Annotated in this window: 7 protein-coding genes, 1 tRNA gene and 2 pseudogenes; 5 read left to right on the top strand and 5 right to left on the bottom strand. The window is 60.5% G+C overall.

The window, feature by feature from the left end; genetic code table 11:
• Positions 1-57 precede the first annotated feature (57 nt).
• The 3 genes from N7E02_RS23800 (at position 58) to N7E02_RS23790 (ending at position 1,800) form a co-directional block, all read left to right on the top strand.
• Positions 58-630 carry a DUF982 domain-containing protein gene (locus tag N7E02_RS23800; RefSeq protein ID WP_286580049.1) on the top strand — a complete coding sequence of 191 codons (573 nt, stop codon included), beginning with the start codon at positions 58-60 and terminating at the stop codon, positions 628-630.
• Positions 631-733: 103 nt separating this feature from the next.
• Entirely contained in the window at positions 734-1,534 is an 801-nt protein-coding gene (gene cysQ, locus N7E02_RS23795; protein WP_353622845.1) for a 3'(2'),5'-bisphosphate nucleotidase CysQ, read from the top strand.
• Positions 1,535-1,674: 140 nt separating this feature from the next.
• On the top strand, positions 1,675-1,800 hold the full coding sequence (locus N7E02_RS23790; RefSeq protein ID WP_286580047.1) for a hypothetical protein: 126 nt from the start codon (positions 1,675-1,677) through the stop codon (positions 1,798-1,800).
• Positions 1,801-1,898: 98 nt separating this feature from the next.
• On the opposite strand, the gene N7E02_RS23785 is transcribed toward N7E02_RS23790, so the two are convergent.
• Both N7E02_RS23785 and N7E02_RS23780 read right to left on the bottom strand, forming a co-directional pair.
• Entirely contained in the window at positions 1,899-2,402 is a 504-nt protein-coding gene (locus tag N7E02_RS23785) for a hypothetical protein (protein ID WP_286580046.1), read from the bottom strand.
• Positions 2,403-2,521: 119 nt separating this feature from the next.
• A tRNA-Thr gene (locus N7E02_RS23780) sits at positions 2,522-2,594 on the bottom strand.
• Between the two features lie 252 nt (positions 2,595-2,846).
• On the opposite strand from N7E02_RS23780, the gene N7E02_RS23775 reads away from it, so the two are divergent.
• Positions 2,847-3,620 (top strand): NAD kinase, encoded by a 774-nt coding sequence (locus tag N7E02_RS23775; RefSeq protein WP_286580045.1) that lies wholly within the window; start codon positions 2,847-2,849, stop codon positions 3,618-3,620.
• Positions 3,621-3,696: 76 nt separating this feature from the next.
• Here N7E02_RS23775 and prfB read toward each other — a convergent pair.
• The 3 genes and pseudogenes from prfB to N7E02_RS23760 form a co-directional block, all read right to left on the bottom strand.
• Positions 3,697-4,829 (bottom strand): annotated as a pseudogene (gene prfB / locus N7E02_RS23770) (peptide chain release factor 2).
• 109 nt (positions 4,830-4,938) lie between these two features.
• Positions 4,939-7,398, bottom strand: coding sequence for a penicillin-binding protein 1A (locus N7E02_RS23765; RefSeq protein ID WP_286580044.1), 2,460 nt, complete (start codon positions 7,396-7,398; stop codon positions 4,939-4,941).
• A gap of 265 nt (positions 7,399-7,663) precedes the next feature.
• Entirely contained in the window at positions 7,664-8,776 is a 1,113-nt protein-coding gene (locus N7E02_RS23760; protein WP_286580043.1) for an N-acetylmuramoyl-L-alanine amidase, read from the bottom strand.
• Between the two features lie 752 nt (positions 8,777-9,528).
• Between N7E02_RS23760 and N7E02_RS23755 the strand changes: the two are divergent.
• A pseudogene (locus tag N7E02_RS23755) lies at positions 9,529-12,394 on the top strand (Rne/Rng family ribonuclease).
• Positions 12,395-12,502: the final 108 nt, after the last annotated feature.

The raw sequence follows: 12,502 nt of genomic DNA, 5'->3' as shown, positions 1-12,502 counted from the left end.
CCATCCCGGCGCAAGCTTAGCGTGTCTATCTCCTACTGTGGATTGCAGGAGATGCACATGGAACGAGGTGTCTGGAAGAAACCCGTGGTGCTCGAAATGTATGGACGGCCGGGATCGGTCATCATCACGGGTACGGTGGATGCAGCACTGATGCTGATCGGGGCCTGGCCGACAAAACGGACGCAGGCGCATATCGCAGCGGTGACCACGTGCCGCGACGTCCTGTCAGGCCAATCGGATATAGGTCTTGCCCGCGCCAATTTCATAGAAGCGGCATTCGAGGCGGGCTACAGGATACAGCCTGAGACCTTTCTCAACGAGCGATGGGATCTGACGCCGAAGCCTGAGGATGCCGATGAGCCTCCCGTCGGACTGGCCGACATGATCCGGCGGCGCGCCACGTCCATCGAAAGCGAGCAGGATGGTCCCGACCGGGAGAGCCAAGGTTCGAACTTGCCGGCCTTTTCCCGCAGGAGCTTGGCGTTGCGCGGCGAACCGCCGGAAAGCCTGCGCGTGCTGTTCAGGCGGCTGATCAACCTGCTCGGCCAGATCGGCCGGGCATTCGGCAGAAGCATCGGCAGCCTGTTCGGCTTCGGCATCGCCCGCGGCACCGGCCCTCAGGCCCATTAGAAAATGCCGCCATCTTACTCCGTTTGGCAGGTCAGTGCTCGACGGACTGGCCTGTCGCGGCAAAACATGGCATTGGGGACAGACCGTAACGATTTTCATCGCCATGTCCCCGATACTTGAAACATTCGAGCGTGCCGCGCTTCTGGCAGGACCACCGATCCTCGAAATCTACAAGGCCGGCCCCGAAGCCCGCTACAAAGCCGATGCTTCGCCTGTGACGGAAGCCGACGAGCGCGCAGAGGCCGTAATCCTGGCCGAACTGCGGCGCGGCTGTGCCGATTTTCCGATCGTGGCGGAAGAAGCGGCAGCGGCCGGTCATGTGCCGGCACTTACCGGACATGCCTTCCTGCTCGTCGACCCCTTGGACGGAACCAAGGAATTTATCGCCGGCAAGGACGATTTCACCGTCAATATCGCGCTCATCCGCAACGGCGAACCGGTGGCGGGATTCGTCTATGCGCCGGCGCTCCATATCGCCTATGCCGGCGATGCGCAGGGTGCGAGCAAACTCTGGGTCGACGAAAATTTCAACATTGTCCGCCGCGAACCGATGGTGGCCCGAAGCGTGGATAGCCCGGCGATTGCGCTTGCCAGCCGCTCTCATCGCTCACCCGAGACGGACGAGTTCCTGAGCCGCTGCGGCGCATCCGAAATCCGCAGCATAGGGTCTTCGCTGAAATTCTGCCTGATCGCCGAAGGCGTCGCCGACATCTATCCACGCTTCGGACGCACCATGGAATGGGATACGGCGGCTGGCGACGCTGTGCTGCGGGCTGCGGGCGGAATGACCGTCGATCTCAAGGGTCAACCGCTGCGTTACGGCAAGACCGGGCGTGTTGAAGAGGCCGATTTTGCCAACCCGGATTTTGTCGCGCGCTGCCCGGGCGGCCGGGCCGTCGGCTGATCAATAGGCCGAATCATTAGCATCGACAAAAATATCCACAGCTAACGGCGTGTTAACTGTTCGAAATCGGCACAAGTTTACGAGATCATTAAACCTGGCCGCACATGGTCCTCGCAGTGACTATATGTGTGGAGTTGGTCATGCGTATCAATGGCGGCGTCGTGCTGTTTGCTATTCCCATCATTGCCATCCTGATGTTCGGCGTCTCAGTCGCCTGGGATGAGCTGAAATCGATCGATCCGGTAATGACGGGATCGATCCCCTAAGACGAGACAGGGGAAAGCTCCCCGAAACGTGACGCAGCGCCGGAAACCGGCGCTGCCAATGGCCGCTTCGGCGGCTTTCTTTTTCTGATGCTGAAAGATCAGCTCCGTCGCATCTGCAAATCCGTCGTGACGACCGACTTGCCTGACGACGGGTCACGGTCGATTGTGCGGATGCGCAAACCATCCTCACCCACTTTCTGGATCGTCATGGTCGCCTTGCGGTCACCATATTCCTCGTTCGCCCAAGTGACGTCGAAACTCAGTGTATCGCCGTCGCGGCTGCCGCTGAGCGTCGACGGCTTGCCGGATGCGCCGGTATAGGTGCCCGAATAGGAGTTGCCCGAAGCTTTCACGCTCGCATTGAAGCCTCGCTTCACGACGACCAGTGCCCTACAGGACCCGTCCATCGAGTAGCTGGCATCGCTTGCATCGGACTGCATGCTGCATTTCACATTGACGTTCTCGCCGCCGATGCTGCGCAGCACGGTGCCGCCACCATTCCACTGGCCTTCGATGGACTTCAGGAAATCGGCCTCGGAGGCCTGCGCGCTCGGCGCAGCAAAAGCAGCTGCAATCAGGGCAGATGCGGCTAGGACACGCATTGGAATTCTCCTCATGGTTTGGATCTCAATGCCGGCATATGGGGATTGGTTCCGCGTGCGGAAGGAGCCGGCGCGCGGACAAGGTCAAATATGTCGTGATAAAAACCAGAGAAGAACGGTGCCCCCGGCAGGGTTCGAACCCGCGACCCCCTGATTACAAATCAGGTGCTCTACCAACTGAGCTACAAGGGCATCCGTGAGTGGGGGAGTTACCATATTTTATCTTGCTGTAAAGCAAAAAGTCGGGTGCCCGGCGAATTGAACCGGCGTCGCCTGCCTGATGCGGCATTTCGACGTGCCGGGCGACTTGTCGACGCGGCGTATTTTCCTGTACCACGTTGTCCGCCCTCACCTTTCGGGCTTCCAGGAACCACATCATTCCCGCCGGCCCTTTCCAGGCCATTCGCGGGGCGCGTCACAGGCAGCACCGTCAAAGGCCAGTCCATGCCCATCAAATGCGAGACGCTCTCGTTCATAGCTTCCACCTCTCCCGACGCGCAGGCGGCGCTTGCGGAACTGGTCGAGCGGTACGGCAATGTTCCGGTCGATGAAGCCGACGTGATCGTCGCGCTCGGCGGAGACGGCTTCATGCTGCAAACCCTGCATGAGACGATCGATTCGGGGCCGCGCGTCTATGGAATGAACCGCGGTTCGGTCGGCTTCCTGATGAACGACTACCGCATGAACGACTTGCCAGAGCGGATCGCGGCGGCGGTCGAAAACGAATTCCATCCGCTGAAGATGACGACGACCACAACGGATGGTGTCACGGCCCATGCGCTGGCGATCAACGAAGTCTATCTGTTCCGCCAGTCATACCAGGCGGCGAAGCTTAAGGTCGAGATCGACGGTCACGTGCGGCTGCCGGAGCTGATCTGCGACGGGTTGATGGTGGCGACCCCGGCGGGATCGACCGCCTACAATCTTTCCGCTCACGGTCCGATCCTGCCGCTCGAAGCCCCGCTTCTGGCGATGACGCCTGTGTCCGCCTTCCGGCCGCGGCGCTGGCGCGGTGCGCTTCTGCCCAACAAGGTCTGCGTCGACATCGAAATCCTTGAGCCGGAAAAACGCCCGGTCAATGCGGTCGCGGACAATGTCGAGGTGAAATCAGTCCTGCATGTACGGATCGCCCAGTCGACCGAAAGCACGGCGCGCATCCTCTCCGATCCGGACCATTCCTGGTCCGACCGCATCCTTGCCGAACAGTTCAACAACTGATCCGCCGGATCACCTAAAAAATCCAAAGAAAAAGCCGGGCTTGCGACCCGGCTTTTTTGTCATCTGTATTCGGCGCTTATTCGACGTCGCCGACGTCCACATCCGGCTTACCGCTGATGCGGTGGGCCAGAGCGGCTTCCATGAACTCGTTCAGTTCACCGTTCAGAACATCGTCGGGCGCCGTGCTCGATACACCGGTCCTGAGGTCCTTGACCAACTGGTAGGGCTGCAGGACGTAGGAGCGGATCTGGTGACCCCATCCGATATCCGTCTTCGAGGCCGCCTCGGCATTCGCCGCTTCTTCCCGCTTCTTCAACTCGGCTTCATACAGGCGAGCACGCAGCATGTCCCATGCCTTGGCACGGTTCTTGTGCTGCGAACGTTCCTGCTGGCAGGCGACCACGATACCCGACGGAATGTGGGTGATGCGGACAGCCGAGTCGGTCGTGTTGACGTGCTGGCCACCGGCGCCCGACGAACGATAGGTATCGATGCGGCAGTCGCTCTCGTTGATGTCGATGTTGATCAGAATCGTCGACGACCGGATAGACCCAGATCGACGAGAAGGACGTGTGGCGGCGGGCGTTGCTGTCATAGGGCGAGATGCGAACAAGGCGGTGGACGCCCGATTCGGTCTTCAGCCAGCCATAGGCATTGTGGCCCTTGACCAGAATGGTCGCGGACTTGATGCCAGCTTCTTCGCCGTCATGCACTTCCAGAAGTTCGACCTTGAAGCGCTGCTGTTCCGCCCAGCGGGTATACATGCGCAGAAGCATGTTGGCCCAGTCCTGGCTTTCGGTACCGCCGGCACCGGAATGCACTTCGACATAGGTGTCGTTGCCGTCAGCTTCGCCGGACAGCATGGCCTCGACCTGACGGCGATTGGCATCGGCCTTCAGCGCCTTCAGCGCTTCTTCGGCATCCTTGACGATCGCCTCGTCGCCCTCTTCCTCGCCGAGCTCGATCAGCTCGATATTGTCGGAAAGCTGGGCTTCCATCGCCTTGACGCCGTTGATGCCCTCTTCCAACTGCTGGCGCTCGCGCATCAGCTTCTGGGCTTCCTGGGCATCGTTCCAGAGGGTCGGATCCTCTGCCTTGTTATTCAACCAGTCCAGTCTTCTTACAGCCTGATCCCAGTCAAAGATGCCTCCTCAGCAGGCTTATGGCCTGCTTGATTTCGTCGACAACATTCAGCATTTCCGCGCGCATGGCGTATTCTTCTCTCTGTAATCTTGAAGGGATTGGAGATGCGGTGGGACATAGTTGCGCCAGGCGAGGATGTAAAGCCCGCACCTGGCGCAAGATGGTTCCGGACAGATCAGTAGAGGCCGGAGGAGCCGTTGGTGATGGCCTGCTGCGTCTGCGGTGAGGACTCCAGGATCTGGTCCTGGGTCATGTATTCGCCGTCGCCGATGATCTGGAAGACGTCAGCCGGGCCAGTGCCTGGCTTGAAGGCCTCGGTGATCGTATCAGGCTCGCCGTCGAAGGCCATCATGCCTGTCTTGCGATTGACCGCGATGAACTGCATCCCTTCGGGCACCTGGAATTTTTCCGCCGGCATACGCTTTGCGGCCTCTTCCAGAAACGCCCCGAAGATCGGGGCCGCGAGACCGCCGCCTGTCGCGCGGTTGCCCAGCGGAGCAGGCGTATCGAAGCCGAGATAGAGACCCGCCACGATATTCGGCGTGAAACCGACGAACCAGGTGTCCTTCGCATCGTTTGTGGTGCCGGTCTTGCCGGCGACCGAGCGATCCTTGACCGGAATCTTGCCGGCGGCACTGCCCCGCTGGACAACGCCTTCCATCATCGAGGTGATCTGGTAGGCGGTCATCGGGTCGAGAACCTGCTCACGGTTGTCGATCAATGTCGGCTCTTCCTGGTTGGCCCATTCGCTGGCATTGCAGCCCTCGCAGCCACGTTCCTCGTGACGGAAGATCGTCTTGCCATACCGGTCCTGAATGCGGTCGATGATGGTCGGCTTGATCTGCTTACCGCCATTGGCGATGACGGCATAGGCCGAAACCATGCGCATGACCGTCGTCTCACCCGACCCGAGCGCCATCGGCAGATAGGGAGCCAGCTTGTCATAAATCCCGAAGCGTTCGGCATATTCGGCGACCAGTTCCATGCCCATGTCCTGGGCAAGGCGCACGGTCATCTGGTTACGGGAAAGCTCGATACCGGTACGCAGCGTCGCCGGACCATTGCCATCCTTTTCACCGTAGTTCGAAGGGCGCCAGACCTGATTGCCGGAGACGATCTCGATCGGCGCATCCAGAACGACCGATGCCGGCGTGTAGCCGTTGTCGAGTGCGGCCGCATAGACGAATGGCTTGAACGACGAACCGGGCTGACGCTTGGCCTGGGTGGCGCGGTTGAATTCGGACTGGGAATAGGAGAAGCCGCCGACCATGGCGAGAACGCGGCCGGTATTGGGATCCATTGCGACGAACCCGCCCTGAACCTTCGGAGGCTGGCGCAGACGATAGGAATCGCCGCCCGGCTGAAGCGGTTCGACATAGATCACATCGCCCGTCTTCAGGACGCCGTCAGGTCCCTTTGCGGTCCTGCGCTGACCTTCCGCGTCCTGGTATGCCCATTTCATATCATCGGCTGCGATCTTGCCGGTCTTGCGGTCAGGATCGGTCTTGCTGCCATTTTCCGGCTCAAGACCGATCTCGACTTCACTGGCAGAAACGCCGAGCACGACAGCGATCTTCCACTCGGGAACGTCGCGCAGGACCGGCATCTTGTTGTCGGCGATCAGCGTCGCGAGCGAGACGGCCCAGTCGGGCGAGGTCTCGATGGTGGCGGCAGGGCCATGATAGCCGCGGCGCTCATCGTAATCGAGAAGGCCGTTCTGCATTACCTTGCGAGCAATGACCTGCAGATCGGGATCGAGCGAGGTGCGAACGGAAAGACCGCCTTCGTAAAGCGCCTTGTCGCCATAGCGCTCGATGATCTGGCGACGAACCTCTTCGGAGAAATACTCGGACGCCAGAACCGTGCCGGTGCCGCGGCGCTGTTGGGCGCCGAGCGGCTGCGTCTTAGCATCGTCAGCGTCGGTCTGGGTAATGTAGCCATTTTCGGCCATACGATCGATGACCCAGTTGCGGCGCTCCAGAGCGGCCTGCTGATGGCGGAACGGATGATAGTTGTTGGGGCCCTTCGGCAGAGCGGCAAGATAGGCTGCCTCCGCCGTCGTCAGCTCGGTCACCGACTTATCGAAATAGGTGAGCGCTGCGCCGGCTATGCCGTAGGAGTTCAGGCCGAAATAAATCTCGTTGAGATAGAGCTCGAGGATCTTATCCTTGGAATAGGCCTGCTCGATGCGGAAGGAGAGGATCGCTTCCTTGATCTTGCGCTCGAAGGAACGCTCATTGGTCAGCAGAAAGTTCTTCGCCACCTGCTGGGTGATCGTCGAGCCGCCCTGCATCGGCCCACCGCTTGCAAGCAGCATCACGGCTCGGCCGAGACCATAGATATCGACGCCCGGGTGATTGTAGAAATTCTTGTCTTCGGCGGAAAGGAAGGCAGCCTTGACCCGATCCGGAACAGCCTGGATCGGCAGGAACAGGCGCCGTTCGCGCGCATATTCGGTCATCAGCGCGCCGTTGCCGGCGTGAACGCGGGTGGCGACCGGCGGCTCGTAGCTGCTCAGCACTTCATAGTCTGGCAAATCCTTGGTCATGCCACTCAAGTAGATGGCAACGGCTGCGGCGACGCCCAGAAAGAGCACGCACGCCATACCAAAGAAATATCCAATCAGTCTGATCATGTCGGAGCTACCGTTTAAGCTTTCTCTTAGCGCAAGATGCGCCATCGCATGCATGGAGGCCTTTTGCACGACACTTACATCAGTGCAAGGGCGACGGGATCAACTCTGCGAAAACGCCGGTCATGCGAAATACATTGCCGCGACCTGCTCTTCGAATGTGAGGAAACTAGGGCTTTTCCCAGGTATTTCCGCTGCTTCCCTATAGCATTTCGGCAATCGACACGCGAGTGTGGTATCGAGGCCACGCAGCCGAATGAGAGGCAGATCAGCCGCCATTGGCAAGCGCACGCCTGCGATAGCGATCAACCGCGTCGGAAATGCGTGTGGCGACCTTCGTCCGCCATGCCTCGTCGAGAAGAAGCTTCTCGTCTTCGGGATTGGATAGGAAGCCCAACTCAAGTAGAACCGATGGTATGTCAGGCGCCCGAAGAACCTGGAAATTGGCCTGGCGATGGGGATTGTTGATCAAACCGACCTGCCCCTCGAAGGACTTCACGACATTCTCGGCAAGCGAAACTGAAAAGGCCTGCGTCTCTCGGCGCGTCAGGTCGAGCAGGATATCGGCAACCTCGGGACGACCGTGATCGATCGTAAAGCCCGCCAGCTGGTCCGAGAGATTTTCGCGGGCGGCGAGATTTTCCGCCATCCGGTCCGACGCACGATCGGACAGCGTGTACACCGTCGCGCCACGAATATCCTTCTGCGCCAGCGTGTCGGCATGAAGCGAAATGAAAAGATCGGCATGCTGCTGTCGCGCCAAGACCACGCGCTCGGATAGCGACAGGAAAGTGTCATCCTCACGCGTCAGGAATGCCTTCACGCCATCGATCTTGTTAAGGCGCTCGGCCAGCAACCTGGCAAAATCGAGCGTCACGGTCTTCTCGGCGGTTTTCGTCGTCGCGCCGGTGGCGCCGGCATCGATGCCGCCATGGCCTGCATCGACGGCAACAGTGAAGACGCCGTCTTCGACCACCGGCCCGACCTCATCGGTCGGCGGGACCGCCGCGGACGAGTTCCAGTCCTGCGTCCTCAGCATCTCGGCAAACTTGTCCTTGGTGGTGATCTCGGCATCGAGTACGAGGCGATGGCCGCCGTTCTCGTTATCCTGCACTTCTGCCAGAACCAGCTTCACCGGCCGTTCGGTTGTAAACACCATGCGAGCGCTGTCGGCCTCCATCGTGCCGTAGCGGATATCCTTGAACAGGCCGCGCGGAGCAAGATCGGCCGCAGGAAAACCGAACGCCGTCGCCGAGAGATCGACGATGATGCGCTCCGGCCCGCCGACATAGTGAATGGAGAACTCAGGCTTGCCCTCGAAATCTATGACGACGCGGGTTCTGGCGGCATCGCCGGCGACCCTTGCCGCGAATGCAAGCATCGGTTGCTGCGACGCCAGTGAAACGGAGGTGAAGATGGTGGAGACGATTGCCGCAAGCAGGGTGATTCGACACGCGATTCGGAAAAACCGCACCGTTGCGGACCCGCCGACCGCGTTGCCGATCGTTAGCACTCTATCCAACCTCAAGCCGTATTCCGCCTCTTGATCATTCGTGCCCAGCCCGTCTCCGGCACGAAGAGCCTGCATTTCAGGCATTTCTGTTTCAACCGGCGCGAATCGCCCGGAGAAGCCCAGTTTCGATAAGGCCGTCAATTCCATCGACAATATGGCGCAGACGGCTTTTCCCTTGCTATTGTGACAGATAAACCATACAACGCCAGTGAGGTTAAAGGGTTGACGGGATAGTCCGCCGATGGGCTGCCAACGCAAGATTTGGCGCCAAGTACCGGCAAACATCCGCCGTCGCAACACTTGATCTCGGGTTAATCGATCACTCCGACTGTCGTCGGAAAAATACCGGGTGGCGTGCCACCCAACGCTCCGAGGAGCATCCCATCGGATCCGCAAGGATCCAGTTATCGTCATTCTCGTCTGGTTCTAATGTTGCGGCAAAATTTTCAGATCACGGAAAACAGAAGGAAGCCCCTGGCTTTGCTGTCTTTCCGATTGCCGTCTCGCCCCGACCCGACGGGATCACCTTTGTCCGGCGCCCTCACCGTTTTGCATAACGAGCCTGTCCTCGCGGCAGGCTTTCGTGCATTTGCACGGTCGCGCCGAGGAGCAGAATTTCAATGGCAGACAAAATGCTTATCGACGCGTCTCACGAAGAGGAGACGCGCGTAGTCGTCGTACGCGGCAATCGCATCGAAGAATTCGATTTCGAATCGCAGCATAAGAAGCAGATCCGCGGCAACATCTACCTTGCCAAGGTAACGCGCGTTGAACCGTCGCTGCAGGCGGCCTTCGTCGATTACGGCGGCAACCGCCACGGCTTCCTTGCCTTCGCGGAAATCCATCCGGATTATTACCAGATCCCGCTCGCGGACCGTCAGGCCCTGATGCAGCAGGAAGCCGAGGATCAGCGCAAGATCGCGGAAGCCGAATCGGCCGACCCGATCGTCGATCTCGCAAACCAGGACCAGCCGGACGTTGGCATCGTTGCCGCGGCCGAGCCCGCTGTAGCGGAAGCCGCCGCTGAGCCGGAAAAGAAGGCCGCCAAGCCGAAGCGCACCCGCTCGCGCAAGAAGGCCGCCGAGCCGGCAGCAGAAGAAGCTGTTGCTACCGAGGCCGGTGCCGAAGGTGAAGCATCGGCAGCCGACAGCAACGACGAGATCGACGCCGGATTCCATGGCGGCGATGGTCGAGACCGACAGCATTTCCGAGGATGTCGATGCGCGCCGCCGCAATGACGACGGCGATGACGACGAGGACGATCACCACGAGAAGGAAGAGATCGAATCCGTCGGCGCCGAAGACGCGATGGAAGAGGTTCCGGATCGCGTGCAGCGCAAGCCGCGCAAGCAGTACCGCATCCAGGAGGTCATCAAGCGCCGCCAGATCCTGCTGGTGCAGGTCGCCAAGGAAGAGCGCGGCAACAAGGGTGCAGCGCTCACGACCTACCTGTCGCTTGCCGGCCGTTATTCCGTCCTGATGCCGAACACTGCCCGTGGCGGCGGCATTTCCCGCAAGATCACCCAGCCGACCGACCGCAAGCGCCTGAAGGAAATCGCCCGCGAGCTGGACGTGCCGCAGGGCATGGGCGTCATCCTGCGCACCGCAGGTGCAAACCGCACCCGCGTCGAGATCAAGCGCGACTTCGAATATCTGATGCGCCTTTGGGAAAACGTCCGCACGCTGACGCTGCAGTCGACCGCCCCTACCCTCGTCTACGAGGAAGGCTCGCTGATCAAGCGCTCGATCCGCGACCTCTACAACAAGGATATCGGCGAGATCATCGTGTCGGGCGAAGAAGGCTATCGTGAAGCGAAAGACTTCATGAAGATGCTGATGCCGAGCCACGCCAAGGTGGTTCAGCCCTATCGCGACCTGCACCCGATCTTCTCGCGCTCCGGCATCGAGGCGCAGCTCGACCGCATGCTGCAGCCGCAGGTGACGCTGAAGTCCGGTGGCTACCTGATCATCAACCAGACCGAAGCGCTGGTTTCGATCGACGTCAACTCGGGCCGTTCGACCCGCGAGCACTCGATCGAGGAAACCGCACTCGCGACCAACCTCGAAGCGGCTGAAGAAGTCGCCCGCCAGTTGCGTCTTCGCGACCTTGCCGGTCTGGTCGTCATCGACTTCATCGATATGGAGGAAAAGCGCAACAACCGCGCCGTCGAGAAGAAGCTGAAGGATTGCCTGAAGAACGACCGCGCCCGCATCCAGGTCGGCCGCATCTCGCATTTCGGCCTTCTGGAAATGTCGCGCCAGCGCATCCGCGCCTCGGTCTTGGAATCGACGACGCAGATCTGCTCGCATTGCGGTGGCACCGGCCACGTTCGCTCGCAGTCGTCCGTCGCACTCCACGTCCTGCGCGGCATGGAGGAGTACCTCCTCAAGAACACCACGCATGACATCACCGTGCGCACGACGCCGGACATCGCGCTCTATCTCCTCAACCACAAGCGCCAGACCGTGATGGATTACGAGAACCGCTTCGGCGTCTCGATCTTCATCGAATCGGATGTCAGCATCGGTTCCAGCCACTTCGCGATCGATCGCGGCGAAGCCGTCGAGAACCCGGTCAAGATCGAAAGCCTGATGCAGTTCGCGGCCATTCCCGTCGAGGAAGATGACGACGTCGTCATCGATTTCGAAGAGGAAGAAGACGAAGAAATCGTGTCGACGCAGACTGCTCCGAAGCCGGAGCGCGCCGAGGGCGACGAAGGAGGCCGTAAGCGCAAGCGTCGCCGTCGTCGTCGCAACCGCAATGGCGAGCGTAATGGCGATGCCCAGTCGGCTCAGGCCGATGACGCATCCGAAGACGATGCCGATGACGGCGAGGACGATGCCGATACGGATGCCGTTGCTGCAGAAGCAGGCGCCGAGTCGATCGCCGAGGGTGACGATGAAAATGGTCGCCGCAAGCGTCGCCGCCGCGGCAAGCGTGGTGGCCGTCGTAACCGCAATGGCGAAGAGGGTATCGAAGCCGGCGCCGAGGGCGAAGACGATGCTTCGGGTGACGATGGCGAAGTAGTCGCGGAAGACACTGCCGCTCCGGTAGAGGTTGCCGCGGAAGTACCGGCCGAAACTGTTGCGGAAGAAGCCCCGGCGGCAGCCGTCGAGGCCGCTCCGGACGCCGAACCGGCAGCCAAGCCGAAGCGCGCCCGCCGCAGCAAGAAGGCCATCGAGGCCGAAGCTGCAGCCGCTGCTGCTGCCGAACCGGCTCCGGCCGTCGAAGCGATCGTGGAACAGGTCGACGCCGCGCTTGGTGAAGAGCCGAAGGCTGAAGAGGCTGTGGCGGAACCGGTTGCTGTGGAAGCAGCCGCCGATGGCGACGAAACCAAACCGGTCCGCGCCAACCGCGCCTCGAACATCTCGTCCTCCAGCGAGGCCGTGGTGAAGAGCTCCGACCCGACAAAGGCACCTGAAGGTGATGGCGAACCGACCAAGCCGAAGAAGGCCGGCTGGTGGCAGCGCCGCGGCTTCTTCTGAGCCTTAAGACGAATTCAACGAAAATGGCCGCGAAAGCGGCCATTTTCATTTCGGCTATTCGATTGAAGCATTGTTGGAACTCCGTCGGAAAATGATTCCGGAGATGCC

The organism is Terrirhizobium terrae (assembly GCF_030323265.1).
GTDB lineage: Bacteria > Pseudomonadota > Alphaproteobacteria > Rhizobiales > Rhizobiaceae > Neorhizobium.
Note: the sequence above shows the minus strand (reverse complement) of the source record. Positions and strands in the feature narration are given on the sequence as shown.